We start from the raw sequence: 17,201 nt of genomic DNA, 5'->3' as shown, positions 1-17,201 counted from the left end.
TCGGCGGGTTTCCCGGTGTCGGGCCCGACCTGTCCCCGGATAAGCCGGCGTCGCCGACGGCTCTCGTGCGGAGCGGTGACGGAATCCTGACACATCTCACTTTCCTCCGGTGGCCCGCCCCGGCAGCACGGGGCGAACCGGGCTGACCTGGACGGTGGCCGGCGGGTGGGCATCCCAGTGACGGGAATCGAGAGGTGAGCCGACCGGCGCGTCAGGATCCGTCCAATGGCCCCTTCAGTTGCCCAGGGGCGCGCCAGTAGGTTGTCAGGACGCGTCCGAGGGGCTTTCACAAAAATCCGGACGCGTCATCCGCGTACGGGAGGAAGTCTGTGGTGAGCGGGTCAACCGAGGACTCGGGGCAGGTCCTGCTGGTGGGTTCCAGTGGCGGGCACCTGGCCCAGCTCCTGGCCCTGGAACCGTGGTACCGGGATCGGCGCCGCGCATGGGTAACGTTCGACACCCCCGACGCGCGCTCGCTGCTCGCCGGTGAGGACGTGGTCTGGGCGCACCACCCCACCACACGCAACGTCAAGAACCTGGTACGCAACGCGTTCCTCGCGCTGAAGGTGATCCGCCGGCGTCAGGTCGACGCGGTGGTCACCACCGGCGCCGGGGTCGCCCTGCCGTTCGTGGTGGCGGCCCGCATGCGCAAGATCCCGACCGTCTACATCGAGGTGTACGACCGGATCGACAGCGCGACGCTCACCGCCCGGCTCTGCCGTCCCTTCCTCTCCGCGATGCTCGTGCAGTGGGACGAGCAGCGCCGGATGTACCCGGAGGCGACCGTCGTGGGGAACCTCCTGTGATCCCCCGGCAGCGGGATCGGCGCTCCGCGGCGCCGTACGTGCTGGTCGTCGTCGGCACCGACGTGCACCGCTTCGACCGGCTGGTCGGCTGGCTGGAGCGCTGGCACGCGGCGCGGCCCGAGGTCCGGCTGGTCCTCCAGTACGGCCACAGCCGCACCCCGGCCCTGCCCGAGGCCACCCCGTTCCTCGGCCACGAGGAACTCCAGCGGGCGATGGCGGAGGCGACGCTCGTGGTCAGCCACGGCGGCCCGGCCACCATCACCGAGGCGCGGCGCAACGGCCACCTGCCGATCGTGGTGCCCCGCGACCCGTCGCACGACGAGCACGTCGACAACCACCAGCAGCTGTTCTCCCGCCGTCTCGGCGCGGCCGGCATGGTGCGGTTGTGCGAGTCCGAGGCCGAGCTGCTCGCCGCGCTGGACGAGGGCCTGGCCGACCCGAACCGGTTCGTGCTGGCCGCCGACCCGAACCGCCCGGACCCGCGCGCCGAGGCGGTCGCCCGGGTCGGCGCGGTGATCGACGAGCTGGTGGCCCGCCGGGTACGGCGACGAGCCGTCGGGCGTCGCGGATGAGCGCCCCGGATCCGGCGCCGCCGCGGGTCCTCTTCGTCGGTGGCCTCGGCCGCAGCGGGTCCACGCTGCTGGAGCTGCTGCTGGCGCAGAGCGCCGACGTGTGCGCCGTCGGTGAGGTGGTGCACCTGTGGGAGCGGGCGCTCGGCGCCGACGAGCGGTGCGGCTGCGGTGAGCGGTTCACCGCCTGCCCGTTCTGGCGTCAGGTCGGCGACCAGGCGTTCGGCGGCTGGGCCGCTGTCGACCGGGACGACGTGCTGGCGCTGAAGGACCGCGTCGACCGGACCCGGCACATCCCCCGGCTGGCGAAGGACGCGCTCCCGCCGGAGCAGTTGGCCGACGTGCGCCGCTACGCCGACCTGTACACCCGGATCTACCGGGCCGCGCTGTCGGTGACCGGCGCCCGCGTGGTGGTGGACTCCAGCAAGCACGCCTCGCTCGCCTTCGCCCTGCGCTGGGCCGAAGGGCTCGACCTGCGGGTGCTGCACCTGGTCCGGGACAGCCGGGCGGTGGCGTACTCGTGGGGCAAGCAGGTGCGCCGCCCCGAGGTGGTCGACGGCGAGGACTTCATGCCGACCTTCTCGCCGTTCGAGGTGAGCAAGCTGTGGACCGCGCAGAACGCCGCGTTCCACCTGCTCGCCTCCCGGGCGAAGGTGCTGCGGCTGCGCTACGAGGACTTCACCGCCGACCCGGCCGGCACCGTACGCCGGGTGCGGGACTTCGCCGGCCTGCCGGACGACCCGGCGGCGCTGCGCATCCTGGCCGGGGCCGGCGACACCGGCGCGGCGCCCGAGCCGGCCGCACCGTTCCGCGCGCACAGCGTCGCCGGCAACCCGCTGCGCTTCAGCGGGGGGCCGTTGACGGTGCGCCGGGACGAGGCGTGGCGGGACCGCCTGCCGCGCCGGAGCCGTGCCGTGGTCAGCCTGGCCACGCTTCCCCTGCGGGTCCGCTACGGCTATCTGGGCCAGCGGGGATCCGACGAGTCCGTGGAGAGAGCATGAGTGGGCCGAGCATCTCGGTCGTCGTACCGACGCGGGACCGTCCGGAGCTGCTGCGTGCGGCGCTCGACGCGATCCTCAGCCAGGCCCACCCGGGCCTGATCGAGGCGATCGTCGTCTACGACCAGTCCGAGCCGGACCGGTCGCTGGAGACCGACCGGGGTGACCGGCGGATCCGGGTGATCACGAATACCCGTACCGCCGGACTGGCCGGCGCGCGCAACACCGGCATCGAGGCGGCCACCGGCGACTGGGTGGCGTTCTGCGACGACGACGACGAGTGGCTGCCCGGCAAGCTGGCCGCCCAGTTCGGGGCGCTCGACGCGCACCCGGACGGCGCGCTGGTGAGCTGCGGCATCCGGGTCAGCTACGACGACCGTACGGTGGACCGTTCGCTGGACCGGGCCCGGATCTCGCTGGAGGCGCTGCTGCGCGACCGGCTCACCGAGCTGCACCCGTCCACGTTCCTGATCCGCCGCGCCGCGCTGCTCGACGCGATCGGCCTGGTGGACGAGCAGATCCCGGGCAGCTACGCGGAGGACTACGAGTTCCTGCTCCGCGCCGCCCGGTACGCCCCGCTGGTGAACGTGGAGAGCCCGTACGTGCTGGTCCGCTGGCACAAGCGGTCCTACTTCGCGCAGCGCTGGGAGACCATCTCGACCGCGTTGCAGTGGCTGCTGCGCCGCTACCCGGAGTTCGCCACCGTGCCGCACGGCGAGGCGCGGGTGGCCGGGCAGATCGCCTTCGCGCAGGCCGCGATGGGCAACCGGCGCGACGCGGTCCGCTGGGCCCGGCGCACGCTGGCCCGTAACCCGAAGGAGCCGCGCGCCTACCTGGCGCTGGCGGTGGCGAGCCGGGCCGTGCAGGCCGACCGGGTGCTGCGCACGCTGCACAAGCGCGGCCGGGGCATCTGAGCCGTACGCGAGACGGGCGGGCGACCGAGGTCGCCCGCCCGTTCTCGTTCCGCTGCGATCAGGCCGTGCAGAAGGACTTCCACGCCTGGATGCTCGGCTGGTCGAGCAGCCGGAAGTCGCCCTGGCTGACCGTCTGGTTGTAGTACGCCACGAACTCCGGCCGCTGGCCGTTGAGGAAGCCGGTCATCGACCGGATCCAGGCCGCCCGCCCGGTGCCCCCGTCACCGGGCACCAGGTCGCTGCCGGTCTCGGCGACGCCCCACGGCTTACCCAGCGCCTTCGACTTGCTGATCATGGGGCCGTAGATCTCCTGCGGCGAGGCGTACCGCTTCCACTTCTTGCCCCAGTTGTAGCAGTCCCAGCCCAGCGCCTCGATCACGTCGCCACCGGGGTAGAACGCGTCGAAGCTGCGCCCGGACTTCGGGTCGAGCGTCCAGCACATCAGGATCAGCGTGTTGATCAGCTTCGGGTTGCCGGTCCGGTCGGCCAGGCCGGCGATCCGCTTCCACGCCGTCCGGTACGCCGTCGTGCTGAACGCGCCGCGCTCGACGTCGTCCTCCGGCTCGTGGAAGTACGACCAGTAGACGTTGTGCTCGCGCGGGATCGAGGAGAACCAGGAGGTCAGGCGGGAGTCGAACTTGCCGGTGTTCACCTCCTGCGGCGACGCCTTGAACGACACCACGACGGTCCGGTCCACCACGTCGGCCCGGCTGCCGGACCAGGCCGGCGGCAGGCCGGGGAAGAAGATCCGGGCCATCCGCAGCTTGCCGAAGGTCTGGTCGGACCGGGCCAGCGCCTGGCCGAACGTCTCCCCGCTCTGCACACCGATCGAGGCGCCGGGCAGCGTCAGTCGCGTACCGCTGAAGGCCGGCCCGGCGTCCGCGGAGGCCGACGGACGCGCCGAGGGCTTGCCGCCGAGACCCTGGTCGGCGCTCGGCGATGCGCTCGGGGTGCCGGGCGTGCCCGGGCCCATCGAGGTGGCCGGCCCGACGGAGCCGGGCGTCCCGCCGGCCTGCCGCTCCGCCGCGTCGGGTCGCAGCGTGGCCACCGCGACCCCGCTGCCGGCCACGGCCAGGACCAGTGCCGCCGCGAGGGCGACCCGCCAGCGACGGCGGGAGCCGCCGGACGACGGCACGGGGGCCGGGGCGAGCGGCGGCGCGGGCGGCCGGCCCGGCCCGCCGGTGGCCGGTCCGTGCGGAACGGGTCCGTGCGGAACGTCCACCGGGGGCGGTCCGGTCAGCGTGGCGGTCGCCGTGGTGCCCGCACCCCAGCCCGCCTCACCCGCCGGACCGGCCTGAGTGGCCCAGGCGTCTTCGTGCGGCTCGCCCTGCGGCCAGGCGTCACCGCCGTGGCCCACCGGCCCGTGCTGCGGCGCCCAGCCGTTCGTCGTGCCGGGAGCGGCGTCCCAGCCGGCCGGGTCGTGACCGGGCCCGTCGTGGTGACCGGCGTCGGTCCGGTCACGCTCGGGCCAGGGCAGGTCACCGCCCGGCCGGGCCGGTGGTGGCGGTGGCGCGCTCTCGGCCTCCGGCCAGGGCAGCGAAGGGCCGCCCACCTGGCGTGGAATGTCCTGACCCGGCCACAGGCCGGTCGGCTGCCCGAAGGCATTGTGCGGCTCTCGGTCGGCCGGCATGACCCTCCCTGGCTGTCGGCGGCCCGTGATCGGGGCTCAGATCGCCACGCATACCTGCCCGACGATAACCCTCATCCACCTGGCCGTACGTACCGTGACACTCAGCCGAACGCCTTACCCTGGTCACCGGTGACGGTCGAAGCGGGCATCTCGACCCCGGTCCGGGCGATCGCGTCGAGCAACTGGTCGGCCAGTTCGGGCCGGCAGACCAGCAGATCGGGCAGCCGCGGGTCGGCCCGGTTGTAGCGCAGCGGCGAACCGTCGATCCGGGACGCGTGCATGCCCGCGCCCAGCGCCACAGCGACCGGTGCGGCACTGTCCCACTCGTACTGACCGCCCGCGTGGACGTACGCGTCGACCTCGCCGGTCACCACCGCGCAGACCTTCACACCGGCCGAGCCCATCGGCACCGCGGTGGCGCCGAGCATCTCGACCAGCTCGCCCACGAACGCCGGCGGGCGGCTGCGGCTCACCGCGATCCGGATCGGTCCGTCGGACGCCTTCGGCTGCGGGCAGGTGGTGCCGAGCACGAGCGGCGTACCGTCCACCGTGGTCCGGGCCGGCATGCCCACCGCGCCGGCGACCAGGGCGCCGTCCGGGGCGGCGGAGCGCTGCCAGAGCGCCACGTGCACCGCCCAGTCGTCCCGGCCCTCCTCGGAGAACTCGCGCGTGCCGTCCAGCGGGTCGATGATCCAGACCCGGTCCGCCTCGTGCCGGGGCGCGCGCTCGCCGTCCGCCCACGCGCGGCGCGCGTCGGCCTCCTCCTCGGAGAGCACCGCGTCGGCCGGCCGCAGCCGGGCCAGCGCCGCCGTCATCAGCTCGTGCGACGCGCGGTCGCCGGCGTCCTTGAGCGCCTTCGGGTCGGCGAAGCCCTGCCGGTCCCGCAGCGCGGTGAGCGCCTTGCCGGCCTCGGTTGCCAGCCACTGCGCGAACCGCTGGTCGTCGAGCCGTCCCGCCTCGTCCTCGGTCACGAGCCTCATCCCTTGTTCTCCCGGGTCTGCCGCGACCCGTCATCCTTCGGCGTCCGGTCGGACCGGCGCCAGCGTCCGTCGGATCGTAGACAGTCGCGAGGCGGTCTCGGATCCCCCGGACGCACCGGTGACCCGGCCGGCCGCCCGCATGTTGAACTTCGCGTGTATCGCGGTCGGACCCGCCGGGCCAGGCCCTAGGCTCTGCGCATGACCGCCGAGCAGCTGATCTCGTTCGCCCGTGGCGCGCCTTCGCTGGACATCGTCGATGTCGAGGGGCTCAAGGCCGCCGCCGTCCGCGCCTTCGACGCCGACCCCGCCGGGGTCACCGCGTACGGCACCTCCGTCGGCTACCCGCCCTTGCGGAAGTGGATCGCCGAGAAGCACGGTGTCGAGGCCGACCAGGTGCTGATCACCAACGGCTCGTTGCAGGCCGACGCGTTCCTCTTCGACCACCTGGTCCGCCGGGGCGACGCGGTGGTGGTCGAGCGCCCGACGTACGACCGCACGCTGCTCAACCTGAAGCAGATGGGCGGCGAGGTGCACGGCGTGACGATCCAGCCGGACGGTCTGGACACCGCCGAGCTGCGCAAGCTGCTGGAGTCCGGGGTACGGCCGCGGCTGGCCCACGTGATCCCCAACTACCAGAACCCGGCCGGCGTGACGCTCTCCCTGGAGAAGCGCCGTGAGCTGCTGGACCTGGCCGCCGAGTACGAGTTCACGATCTTCGAGGACGACCCGTACGCGGACATCCGGTTCCGGGGCGAGCCGCTGCCCTCGATGCTGTCGATGGACAGCCGGGGCGTGGTGGTGCACGCCTCCAGCTTCACCAAGACGGTCTGCCCGGGAGTCCGGGTCGGTTACCTGGTCGGCCCGGCCGAGCTGATCGCGGCGATCGCCAAGCGGGCCACCAACCTCTACATCTCGCCCGGCATGGTGGCGCAGGCGATCGTGCACCAGTTCTGCGTCTCCGGCGCGATCGACGAGTCGATCCGGACGGTCCGTTCGGCGCTCGGCGAGCGGTCGGCGGTGCTGGCCGAGTCGCTGCGCCGGCACATCCCGGAGGCCCGGTTCGTGGAGCCGGACGGCGGCTACTTCCTCTGGGTGGAGCTGCCCGAGGACGTCGACGTCGACCGGCTCGCCCCGGCTGCCGCCGAGCGCGGCGTGGCGGTGGTGAAGGGCAGCGACTTCATGGTCGACGGTGGCCGGCACGCGCTGCGCCTGGCGTACTCGGCGGTGACGGCAGACCGGATGGACGAGGGTGTGCGGCGTCTCGCGGAGGCGATGGCCGCCGTTCGCGGCTGATTTTCTGTCGGGTTTCTGACAAAAAGGCCCCGCTGGCCGGTTCGGCACTCCCGCCGGACCGGCCGGCACCCCCACAATGCTGCGAGTGCCGCTCACCTTCTGCCGGTGACCAGTCCGCACGCCGGACGACCGGCCGGGCCGGCGGCACGCCCAGCATCACTCCCGCCCCCAAGGGGTGCCGGGTGGGCCGTGTCGCCCCTCACCCCCCCTGACGCGGCCCGGCCCGCCCGGCGCCGCCGCGTGACGCCCGTCGCAACCGCCCGTCTCCCGCACCCGCGCCCGCGCTGCGCTTCCCGCCGGTCGGCGTAACCTGCAAGCCGCAGCTTCAGGGGAAGGGGGCGAGAGATGACGGACCGGGTGGCACGCGACCGAACCGCCGGCACCGACGGCAGCCGGGCCCTGCGCCCCCGCGCCTGGTCGGCCCCGGTACGCGCGATGTCCCGCATCCTCAACGCGGACGGCTCCCCGCGTACGCCCCGGCCGGCCGGCCCGGAGCGCAGCGGCATCGTCGACTGCGGGCTGTACGTCGACGGCGAGCGCCGCCCCGGCCGCCCCGGATACGCCGAGGCCCTGGCCGCCGCCCGGCAGGAAAGCGACGGCTTCGTCTGGCTCGGCCTGCACGAGCCGGACCTGACCGAGATGACCGAGATCGCCGCCACCTTCGGCCTGCACGAGCTGGCGGTGGAGGACGCGGTCAAGGCCCAGCAGCGCCCGAAGCTGGAACACTTCGGCGAGATCGTCTTCCTGGTGCTGCGTACCGCCCGCTACTGCGAGCACGCCGAGCTGACCGAGAACTCCGAGGTGGTGGAGACCGGCCAGGTGATGCTCTTCATCGGGCCGCACTTCGTGATCAGCGTGCGGCACGGCGACGCCTGCCGGCTGGCGCCGGTGCGCGCCGACCTGGAGGCGAAGCGGGACCTGCTGCGGCACGGCCCGTGGGCGGTCGCGTACGCGATCACCGACCGAGTGGTGGACCTCTACCTGGAGGTGGCCGACCGGCTGGAGGACGACCTCGACGTGCTGGAGGCGGACGTCTTCGACAGGCAGAGCAGCGGCCGGATCCAGCGGATCTACCAGATGAAGCGGGAGCTGGTCGAGTTCAAGCGGGCGGTGGTGCCGTTGCAGCGCCCGCTGATCACGCTCACCTCGCAGGTCAACCGCGCGGTGCCGCAGGAGGTACGGCGTTACTTCCGCGACGTGCAGGACCACCTCAGCCGCACCGTCGAGCAGGTGAACTCCTACGACGACCTGCTCAACTCGATCCTCCAGGCCCGGCTGGCCCAGGTCACCGTCGACCAGAACAACGACATGCGCAAGATCGCTGCCTGGGCCGCGATCGGTGCGGTGTGGACGGCGATCGCCGGCATCTACGGCATGAACTTCGACAACATGCCCGAGCTGAAATGGACGTACGGCTATCCGGGCGTCTGGGCGCTGATGCTCGTGGCGTCCTTCACGCTCTACCGTCTGTTCCGCCGCAACGGCTGGCTGTAACCCCCGTACACGCGGAAGCGCCGGCCACGCGGGTCGCCCCGCGTGCCGGCGCTGATCCGACGGTACGAGGTCAGCGGCGGCCGCCGGCCTTCGCGGCGTTCTTGCCGGCCTGGACGGCCTTGGTGATGTCGTCGGCCGGGCGGCCGGAGACGTCCCGGGCGCCCTCGGCGACGGAGGGAACCTGGTCGTTCGGGTGGATCACCGGCTGGCTGCCGGAGGTGGCGGTCGACGCGCTGCTGCCCTTTGCCACCGCCGAGGAGCCGGCACCGGTCGGGCCGGCCTGCGTCACCTTCGCGCTCGCGTCCGGGGTCTCCACCACGATCGTGTCCACGTCCTCCCGCATCGGCTCCAGCTTGTCGCGACCGGTCGCGCCGAGCGTGCCCGTCGCGCCGAGCGTGCCCGTCGCGCCGAGCGTGCCGGTCGGGTCGTACTCGGCCCACTCCTGCTGCTCGCGGCGACGGCGCATGGCCATCGCACCGGCCAGGCCGGCGACGGTGCCGGCCACCAGCAGGCCCGCGGTCATGCCCCGCGACCTGCGCTGCTTCTTCTTTCCGGCCTTCATGTTCTTCGCCTTCTTGGTCATCGCGGCCTGCTTCTTGGCCATCACCTTGCGGCCGTCCGACGCCTTGCCGGCGGCCTCGACCCGGGCGTTGCGCACGGCCAGCAGCACCGGCGCGAGCGCCGCGGCGGTCGACGCGAACCCGCTGGACGCGCGGTCCCGGACCAGGACCGCGGTCGGCGCGACGGCGACCCGGGCTGCCTGGACCCGCGGGCCGACAGTGGCGCCGGCACCCTTCGCCGCGTGCGTGGCGGCCTGCCTCAGGTGACCGATGCCCTGGTTCAACTCGACCTTCGCGAGCTGGCCCTGGGTCTTTCGCCGCCCGATTCCAAACACGGTCCCACCTCCTGGGAGTTGTTCCTTCGTCATCCTCCACCTTCGAATGCCTCCGCATGGCCAGATCGGGCACATGGGAGGATCCGCAAGGAACTGAACTACGAGTGAGGAGTACCCGTGGCCGAGGCTGTCTACGCCACCTTGCACACCAACGCCGGCCCGATCCGGCTGGAGCTCTTCCCGAACCACGCGCCGAAGACCGTCCGCAACTTCGTGGAGCTGGCCGAGGGCACCCGGGAGTACATCGACCCGCGTACCGGTCAGCCGGGCAGCGGGCCGTACTACGACGGCACCGTCTCGCACCGTGTGATCAGCGGTTTCATGATTCAGATGGGCGACCCGACCGGCACCGGCCGCGGTGGTCCGGGCTACAAGTTCGCCGACGAGTTCCACCCCGAGCTGCGCTTCGACCGGCCGTACCTGCTGGCGATGGCGAACGCCGGGCCGGGCACCAACGGCTCGCAGTTCTTCATCACGGTGTCGCCCACGCCACACCTGAACAACCGGCACACCATCTTCGGCCAGGTGGCCGACGAGCAGTCCGCGAAGGTGGTCGACTCGATCGCCAACACCCCGACCGGCCCGAGCGACCGGCCGATCCAGGACGTGGTGATCGAGCGGGTCGAGATCGAGCACAAGCAGTCCTGAGCGGCACGCGGGTACCTTTGCTCGCATGACTGAGCGCTCCGGCCAGCCAGGCGACGCCACCGGGGGTCCGGTGCCGACCACTCCGGTCTGCTACCGGCACCCCGGCCGGGAGACACACATCCGGTGCACCCGGTGCGACCGGCCGATCTGCACCGAGTGCATGCGGGACGCCTCCGTCGGCCACCAGTGCCCGGAGTGCGTCGCCGAGGGCCGCCGCAGCGTGCGGCCGGCGCGTACCGCCTTCGGTGGCGGTGCCGCCGGCCGCCAGGGCAACGTCACGAAGGCGCTGATCGCGCTGAACGTGGTGATGATGCTGCTGTCCATCCTCTCGGCCCGCAGCGGGACCGCAGTGGCCGGCGGTGGCCTGGGCGGCCTGATGGGCAACGGGACGCCGCTCACCGAGTGGGGTGCGGTGCTCGGCCTGGCGCGCTTCCCCGACGGCCACGTCGGCGGGGTGGCCGACGGCGAGTGGTACCGGCTGGTCACCGCCATGTTCCTGCACTACGGCGTGCCGCACCTGCTGCTGAACATGTGGGCGCTCTGGGTGCTCGGCCGGACGCTGGAGGCGGTGCTCGGGCCGCTGCGCTTCCTGGCGCTCTATCTGCTCGCCGGGCTCGGCGGCAACGTCGCCGCGTACGTCTTCACCGAGCCGAACCGGTTCACGGCCGGCGCCTCGACCGCCGTCTTCGGCCTGTTCGCCGCCGTCTTCGTGATCATGCGGCGGCTCGGCCGGGACACCTCGGCGATCGTGCCGATCCTGGTGATCAACCTGATCTTCACGTTCACCGTGCCGAGCATCTCGGTGGCCGGGCACCTCGGCGGTCTGGTGGCGGGCGCGCTGGTGGCGCTGGTCCTGGCGTACGCGCCTCGGTCACGGCGCACCGTGTTCCAGGTGGCGGGCTGCGCGATCGTGCTGGTCGCGCTGATCGGCCTGACGCTGGTCCGCACCGCCGCGCTGCTCGGCTGAGCCTCAGCGCGCGGGGCGGGCCTCGTCCAGCGCCGCGGCCACCTCGTCCAGCGGGGCGTCCAGGTCGCGGCGGCCGAACAGGTGCAGCGACTCGCCGGCGTCGATCTCCAGCGTCTCGGCGGTGATCCCGCGCCGGCTGCGCCGGTCCAGGCGGATCGCCTCCACGGCGTCCCACGGCAGCCGGCGCCGCCCGGCGAACCCCCGCAGCACGGTGAGCCCGTCCGGGTCGACGGCGAGGCGGACCGGCGCGACCACGTCGCGCAGCGCCCAGGCGAGCAGACCGGCGGCGGCCAGCCCGGCGAGCGCCGGCCGGACCGGGTCACCGCCGGCGAACACCAGCCCCAGGGCGACGAGCGCGAGCGCGCCCACCGCCTTGAGCACCGGCACCTCGCGCGGCACCCGCCACTGCCGGACCGGCGGCGACTGTGGATCCATCCAGCCAGCATGCCAGCCGCACCTGCCGCACGCCGGGGGAGGACGACCGGTCGGATCAGCACGTAGGATCGGGGCAAGCGAGGTTACCGGGGAGTAGACATGAGTGACGCGGTCATCGTCGGCGCGGTACGGACCCCGGTCGGGCGGCGCAAGGGCAGCCTCGCCGGAGTGCACCCGGTCGACCTCTCGGCGCACGTGCTGCGCGCGCTCGCCGAGCGCACCGGCATCGACCCGGGTCAGGTCGACGACGTCGTCTGGGGCTGTGTGTCGCAGGTCGGCGAGCAGTCCTGGAACGTGGCCCGCAACGCGGTGCTCGCCGCCGGCTGGCCGGAGTCGGTCCCCGGCACCACGCTCGACCGCCAGTGCGGGTCCAGCCAGCAGGCGCTGCACTTCGCCGCCGCGACGGTCCTGTCCGGCCAGGCCGACCTGGTCGTGGCCGGTGGCGTCGAGTCGATGACCCGGGTTCCGATGGGTGCCAGCGTCGCCGGTGGCATGCCGTTCAGCGCGGCGATCCTGGAGCGCTACCGCGGCGTCGAGGGCGTCGCGGAGGACTCCCCGTTGCCGTTCAACCAGGGCGTCGGGGCCGAGCTGATCGCGCAGCGGTGGCGCTTCTCGCGTACCCAGCTCGACGAGTTCGCGCTCGCCAGCCACGAGAAGGCCGCCGCCGCGCAGGACGCGGGCGCGTTCGAGGCCGAACTCGCCCCGGTGGCGCTCGCCGACGGCGGCAAGTTCTCCGCCGACGAGGGCATCCGCCGCGACACCTCGCTGGCGAAGCTGGGCGAGCTGCCCACCCCGTTCCGCGCCGACGGCGTGGTCACCGCCGGGTCCGCGTCGCAGATCTCCGACGGCGCCGCCGCGCTCGCGGTCACCACCGCCGAGTGGGCCAGCCGGCACGGTCTGCGCCCGCTGGCCCGGGTGCACACCGCCGTGGTCGCCGCCGACGACCCGGTCACCATGCTCACCGCGCCGATCCCGGCCACCGCGAAGGCGCTGCGCCGCGCGGGGCTGGGCATCGAGGAGATCGGGGTGTACGAGGTGAACGAGGCGTTCGCCCCGGTGCCGCTGGCCTGGCTGGCCGAGACCGAGGCGGACCCGGAGCGGCTCAACCCCCGGGGCGGGGCGATCGCGCTCGGTCACCCGCTCGGCGGGTCCGGTGCGCGGATCATGACCACGATGCTCCAGCACATGCGGGACAACGGCATCCGCTACGGCCTCCAGACCATGTGCGAGGGCGGCGGCATGGCCAACGCCACGATCGTCGAGCTGCTCTGACCCGGCCGGTCGCCGGTGTCGCACCGCGGGTGCGACTTGCACGTGTGGAAGTTCCAGAAATCGGGCGTGACCCATATCACCCCTGGTCATCGGCTCGTTGGACCGGGCATGGACGTGTTCTCGCGAACGTTCCTCCCGGCCGCCGCCGAGACCGGCCTGGCGACCCAGACCGTCACCCGGCACATGCCGGTGTTCCGCCGGTGCGTCGGCTCCGGCGACGCGACCATCCTGGTCACCCGGTGCAGCCGCCCGGACGACCCGGTGGGCGGCGACTACCTGATGCTTCTCACCCACCGGCGGTTGGTGGTCACCCGGCAGACCCGGGTGTTGCACCGGCTGCGCCTGCACCTCAACACCGAACTGCGCGAGCTGAGCCACGTGACGTGGAGCCCCGACGCCCGCGCGCACAGCGTGGAGCTGGCGGCCACCGCGATCGACGGGGTGCGCGAGCGCTTCGTCCTGCGTACCCACCACCCGAAGCAGGTGTGGCAGCTCGACGCGCTGCTCAACCACGCCTTCCGCACCCGCCTGCGTACGCCGGCCGAGCGGGTGGTGGCGACCATCGGTGAGTCGCCGGCGGCCGCCCGCCCGACGGTGCTGCGGCCCGCCCCGGCCCGCTGACGTCCTCCTTACCTGATCCGAACATTCCCTGACCGGCCGGGCGGTCGCCGGTCGGTCATCATGGGCCGGTGACCACCGCCGCCCCGCCCGGGCTCGTCCTCGTGGTGGAGGACGAGCCGGCCATCGCCGACCTGGTCCGGCTCTACCTGACCCGGGACGGGTTCGGCGTACACCTGGAACGTGACGGCGAGGCCGGGCTTGCCGCCGCGCGGCGACTGCGCCCGGTGGCCTGCGTGCTCGACATCGCGTTGCCCGGCCTGGCCGGCACCGAGATCTGCCGCCGGCTGCGCGCGGCCGGCGACTGGACGCCGGTCATCTTCCTCACGGCCCGCGACGACGAGGTGGACCGCGTCGTCGGGCTGGAACTGGGCGCCGACGACTACGTCACCAAGCCGTTCAGCCCGCGTGAACTGCTCGCCCGGCTGCGGGCCGTGCTGCGCCGCACCGCCGGCACGCCCGCCGAGCAGCCCCGCACGCTCGGCGCCGTCACACTCGACCCGGCCCGCCGCACGGTGACCGCCGCCGGTACGCCGGTGCAGCTCACCTCCACCGAGTTCGACCTGCTGGCCCACCTGATGGCGCGGCCCGGCCGGGTGTTCACCAGGGAGGAACTGCTGGCCGGCGTGTGGGGGTACGCGGCGCACGCCGGCACCCGGACCGTCGACGTGCACGTGGCGCAGGTGCGGGCCAAGCTCGGCCCGGACAGCGTGATCCGCACCCATCGGGGCGTCGGGTACGCCGCCGATGCCTGAGCCGCCCACGGTGCCGATGCCGCCCACGGTGCCGATGCCGCCCACGGCGCCGATGCCGCCCACCGGTCCGGTCCGGCCCGGCCGGCGCCCCGGGCGGACGCTCACCGCCCGCGCCGTGCTCGCCACCTGCGCGGTGGCGCTGGTGTCGGTGCTCGTCACCGCGCTCGTCGCGGTGCCCCTCGCGGTACGCGGTGCGGAACGCCGGGACCAGGCGGCGCTCGCCGCCCAGGCCCGGCTCGCCGCCGACGTGCTCCGGATACGGCCGGTACGCCAGCGCGACGGCGCCGGGGACCGGCTCATCCGGCAACTGCGCCAGCAGCAGATCGAGGTGTACGTGATCCAGGACGGCCGGGCCGACCGGCCGGGCCTGCCCCGACCGCTCGTGACGCGGGTGGCCGGCGGCGAGAACGTCTCCGGGCGGCGGCTTGTCGACGGGGAACGCCGGCTGGTCGAGGCGCGGGCGCTGCCCGGCGGGGACGGTGTGGTGCTGACCCGGGCCCGCAGCGCCGCGCCCTGGCAGCAGGTGCTGCGGGGACTCTGGTTGCCGCTGCTCGCCGGGCTAGCCGCCGGGGCGGCCGCCGGACTGCTGCTCGCCCGCCGGCTGGCCCGGCCGATCCGTACCGCAGCCACCGCCGCCGCGCGGCTGCGCGCCGGGGACCGGGCGGTCCGCGTACCGGTCGAGCCGCCCGACGAGGTGGCCGACCTGGCGTACGCGCTGAACGGCCTGGCCGCCGCGCTCGCCACGAGCGAGGGGCGGCAGCGCGAGTTCCTGCTCTCCGTCTCGCACGAGTTGCGGACCCCGCTCACCGCCATCCGTGGCTACGCCGAGGCGCTGGCCGACGGGGTGATCGAGGCCGACGCGGTGCCCGCGACCGGCCGGACCGTGCTCGCCGAGGCCGAACACCTGGACCGGCTGGTCCGCGACCTGCTGGCGCTGGCCCGGCTGGAGGCGGTCGACTTCCCCCTGGAACCGGTGCCGGTCGACCTGACCGGGCTCGCCGCCGACGCGGAGCGCGCCTGGTCCGGCCGGTGCGCGGCGCTCGGGGTGCCGTTCCGGCTGGAGACGCCGGGTGTGCCGGTGCCGGCGTACACCGATCCGGGCCGGATCCGGCAGGTGGTCGACGGGCTGCTGGAGAACGCGTTGCGGGTCGTACCGCCGGGGGCGCCGGTGGTGCTCGCGGTCCGCGCCGACGGTCCGGCGGGCGGCGGGGTGCTGGAGGTCCGGGACGGCGGGCCCGGCTTCACCGACGACGACCTGCGGGTGGCGTTCGAGCGCGGCGCGCTGCACGAGCGGTACCGGGGCGTGCGCAAGGTGGGCAGCGGGCTCGGCCTGGCGCTCGCCGCCGGGCTGGTCCGCCGGCTCGGCGGGGACATCGCCGCCGGGCACGCCCCGGAGGGCGGTGCCGCCTTCACCGTCCGGGTGCCGCCGGATCCTTACGCGGCTCGAACATCGGCTTGACCGTCTCCTCGCATCGGTGCGGAACGCTCGGGTCGTCACCGCGAGAGAGGACCACTGATGGCACGTCAGCGAATCGTCACCGGCGCCACCGCACTGCTCGCCGCGGCCGCGCTCGGGCTCGCCGGGTGCGGCGCGGCCCGGCCCGGCGCAGCACCGGACGACGCGGTCGAGGTGAGCGCGGCCCTGGGTACCGAGGGTCAGGCACTCGCCGCGCTGGGCGTCGACGCCGGAGAACTGGACGTGGATCCGCTGGCCGCGCCGGCGCCCTCCGGCAGCCCGAAGGCCGGGCCGGGCGGCGAGGGTGAGCGGGCGAAGCAGGGACACCAGCGGCACCGGGCCCGGGTGCTGCTGCAGCGCAACACCCTGCACGGCGAGGCAGTGGTGAAGACCAGGGACGGCGGCACGAAGACCGTCACGGTCCAGCGCGGCGAGGTGACGGCGATCGACGACAGGACGATGACCGTCAAGTCCACCGACGGCTTCACAGTGACGTGGACGTTCGGCGAGAAGCTGCGGGTGGTCGAGCGCCGGACCACGATCCGATCGAGCGACATCAAGATCGGTACGACGGTCGGTGTGGCCGGCGCGAAGGACGGCGACCGGAGCGTGGCCCGGCTCGTGGTCGTACCGCTTCGCCAGGAATAGGGTGCCCGGGCTGTCGTGACCTGAGCAATGTGCCAGGCTACGCTATGCCCCGACCTGCCATCGCCTCCGTGGAGATTCCGTGAAGCTCTCGATCCTCATGCCGGTCTACAACGAGGAAGAACGTATCGCGGATGCCCTCAAGCAGGCATTGGCGGTGGACTACCCCTGCGAGATCGAGCTCGTCGTCGTGGACGACGGCAGCCGGGACGGCACCGGCGAGGTTCTCGGCCGCGTGGACGACGCCCGCCTGCGGGTGATCACCCACCAGCGCAACGCCGGCAAGGGCGCGGCCATCAAGACCGCCGTCGACAGCGCCGAGGGCGAGTACATGGTCATCCTCGACGCCGACCTGGAGTACGACCCGCAGGACATCCCGCGCCTGCTGGAGCCGGTGCTCGACGGCCGGGCGACTGTCGTCTACGGCAATCGGACCTTCGGTAGCCACAGCTCGTACAGCTTCTGGTACGTGATGGGCAACAAGGGCGTCACGCTCGCCGCGAACGTGCTCTACAACTCCTACATCGGCGACCTGGAGACCTGCTTCAAGCTGATGCCGCTGGAGCTGTACCGCTCGCTGCAGGTCCGCTCCCGCGGCTTCGGCATGGAGGCGGAGGTCACCGGCAAGCTGCTGCGCCGCCGCATCCGCCCGTACGAGGTGCCGATCAGCTACCGCGCCCGGGGCCGCGAGGAGGGCAAGAAGATCACCTGGAAGGACGGCGTCGAGGCGATCTGGATCCTGGCCCGCGAGCGCGCCCGCCGCCGCCCGGCCGGTCCCGCCGCCGCGCACTGAGCCAGCGTCGACGGAACCCCGCGAGCCCGGCAC

Annotated in this window: 18 protein-coding genes; 14 read left to right on the top strand and 4 right to left on the bottom strand. The window is 73.5% G+C overall.

Translation table 11 applies throughout. From position 1 onward, the window contains the following. Positions 1-329: 329 nt before the first annotated feature. The 4 genes from NMK34_RS30125 to NMK34_RS30110 are packed head-to-tail and all read left to right on the top strand — an operon-like array spanning position 330 to position 3,287. On the top strand, positions 330-806 hold the full coding sequence (locus NMK34_RS30125; protein WP_013289269.1) for a polysaccharide biosynthesis protein: 477 nt from the start codon (positions 330-332) through the stop codon (positions 804-806). Next, positions 803-1,378, top strand: coding sequence for a glycosyltransferase (locus tag NMK34_RS30120; RefSeq protein WP_318336142.1), 576 nt, complete (start codon positions 803-805; stop codon positions 1,376-1,378). Before NMK34_RS30125 ends, NMK34_RS30120 begins: the two co-directional genes overlap by 4 nt. Next, on the top strand, positions 1,375-2,376 hold the full coding sequence (locus NMK34_RS30115) for a sulfotransferase family protein (protein WP_135242499.1): 1,002 nt from the start codon (positions 1,375-1,377) through the stop codon (positions 2,374-2,376). Before NMK34_RS30120 ends, NMK34_RS30115 begins: the two co-directional genes overlap by 4 nt. Further along, complete coding sequence (locus tag NMK34_RS30110) at positions 2,373-3,287, top strand: glycosyltransferase family 2 protein (RefSeq protein WP_013289266.1); 915 nt, start codon at positions 2,373-2,375, stop codon at positions 3,285-3,287. Before NMK34_RS30115 ends, NMK34_RS30110 begins: the two co-directional genes overlap by 4 nt. Before the next feature lie 58 nt (positions 3,288-3,345). On the opposite strand, the gene NMK34_RS30105 is transcribed toward NMK34_RS30110, so the two are convergent. Beyond that, complete coding sequence (locus tag NMK34_RS30105; protein ID WP_318336141.1) at positions 3,346-4,917, bottom strand: hypothetical protein; 1,572 nt, start codon at positions 4,915-4,917, stop codon at positions 3,346-3,348. A 101-nt stretch (positions 4,918-5,018) separates the two neighbouring features. Next, the gene (locus NMK34_RS30100; RefSeq protein ID WP_318336140.1) at positions 5,019-5,897 is read right to left on the bottom strand and encodes a 3'(2'),5'-bisphosphate nucleotidase CysQ; all 879 of its coding nucleotides are present in this window, start codon (positions 5,895-5,897) and stop codon (positions 5,019-5,021) included. Positions 5,898-6,095: 198 nt separating this feature from the next. Here NMK34_RS30100 and NMK34_RS30095 point away from each other — a divergent pair, with 198 nt between their 5' ends. After that, positions 6,096-7,190, top strand: a complete 1,095-nt coding sequence (locus tag NMK34_RS30095; RefSeq protein WP_318336139.1) for a PLP-dependent aminotransferase family protein — start codon at positions 6,096-6,098, stop codon at positions 7,188-7,190. A 345-nt stretch (positions 7,191-7,535) separates the two neighbouring features. After that, on the top strand, positions 7,536-8,684 hold the full coding sequence (corA, locus tag NMK34_RS30090; RefSeq protein ID WP_318336138.1) for a magnesium/cobalt transporter CorA: 1,149 nt from the start codon (positions 7,536-7,538) through the stop codon (positions 8,682-8,684). A 70-nt stretch (positions 8,685-8,754) separates the two neighbouring features. On the opposite strand, the gene NMK34_RS30085 is transcribed toward corA, so the two are convergent. Beyond that, on the bottom strand, positions 8,755-9,612 hold the full coding sequence (locus NMK34_RS30085) for a hypothetical protein (protein ID WP_318336137.1): 858 nt from the start codon (positions 9,610-9,612) through the stop codon (positions 8,755-8,757). Between the two features lie 84 nt (positions 9,613-9,696). On the opposite strand from NMK34_RS30085, the gene NMK34_RS30080 reads away from it, so the two are divergent. Together NMK34_RS30080 and NMK34_RS30075 are read left to right on the top strand one after the other, a co-directional pair. After that, positions 9,697-10,227 (top strand): peptidylprolyl isomerase, encoded by a 531-nt coding sequence (locus NMK34_RS30080; protein ID WP_013289260.1) that lies wholly within the window; start codon positions 9,697-9,699, stop codon positions 10,225-10,227. A 25-nt stretch (positions 10,228-10,252) separates the two neighbouring features. Beyond that, a complete protein-coding gene (locus NMK34_RS30075; protein ID WP_318336136.1) occupies positions 10,253-11,194 on the top strand; it encodes a rhomboid family intramembrane serine protease in 942 nt (313 codons plus the stop codon). A 3-nt stretch (positions 11,195-11,197) separates the two neighbouring features. Here the strand turns inward: NMK34_RS30075 and NMK34_RS30070 are convergent, their stop codons facing one another. Continuing rightward, positions 11,198-11,629 carry a PH domain-containing protein gene (locus NMK34_RS30070; protein WP_030272641.1) on the bottom strand — a complete coding sequence of 144 codons (432 nt, stop codon included), beginning with the start codon at positions 11,627-11,629 and terminating at the stop codon, positions 11,198-11,200. 99 nt (positions 11,630-11,728) lie between these two features. Between NMK34_RS30070 and NMK34_RS30065 the strand changes: the two genes are divergently transcribed. The 6 genes from NMK34_RS30065 to NMK34_RS30040 all read left to right on the top strand — a co-directional run bounded on the left by NMK34_RS30065 (position 11,729) and on the right by NMK34_RS30040 (position 17,168). Continuing rightward, the gene (locus NMK34_RS30065; protein WP_318336135.1) at positions 11,729-12,901 is read left to right on the top strand and encodes an acetyl-CoA C-acyltransferase; all 1,173 of its coding nucleotides are present in this window, start codon (positions 11,729-11,731) and stop codon (positions 12,899-12,901) included. Between the two features lie 108 nt (positions 12,902-13,009). After that, entirely contained in the window at positions 13,010-13,522 is a 513-nt protein-coding gene (locus NMK34_RS30060) for a hypothetical protein (protein ID WP_318336134.1), read from the top strand. A gap of 68 nt (positions 13,523-13,590) precedes the next feature. Beyond that, positions 13,591-14,274 (top strand): response regulator transcription factor, encoded by a 684-nt coding sequence (locus NMK34_RS30055; protein WP_030499376.1) that lies wholly within the window; start codon positions 13,591-13,593, stop codon positions 14,272-14,274. Between the two features lie 16 nt (positions 14,275-14,290). Continuing rightward, positions 14,291-15,733, top strand: a complete 1,443-nt coding sequence (locus NMK34_RS30050) for a sensor histidine kinase (RefSeq protein ID WP_412098974.1) — start codon at positions 14,291-14,293, stop codon at positions 15,731-15,733. 57 nt (positions 15,734-15,790) lie between these two features. Beyond that, entirely contained in the window at positions 15,791-16,378 is a 588-nt protein-coding gene (locus NMK34_RS30045; RefSeq protein WP_318336133.1) for a hypothetical protein, read from the top strand. A 79-nt stretch (positions 16,379-16,457) separates the two neighbouring features. Further along, positions 16,458-17,168, top strand: a complete 711-nt coding sequence (locus tag NMK34_RS30040; protein WP_135242490.1) for a glycosyltransferase family 2 protein — start codon at positions 16,458-16,460, stop codon at positions 17,166-17,168. Positions 17,169-17,201 lie beyond the last annotated feature (33 nt).

The sequence above is a fragment of the Micromonospora sp. BRA006-A genome, assembly GCF_033433935.1.
GTDB classification, from domain to species: Bacteria; Actinomycetota; Actinomycetes; order Mycobacteriales; family Micromonosporaceae; genus Micromonospora; species Micromonospora aurantiaca.
Note: the sequence above shows the minus strand (reverse complement) of the source record. Positions and strands in the feature narration are given on the sequence as shown.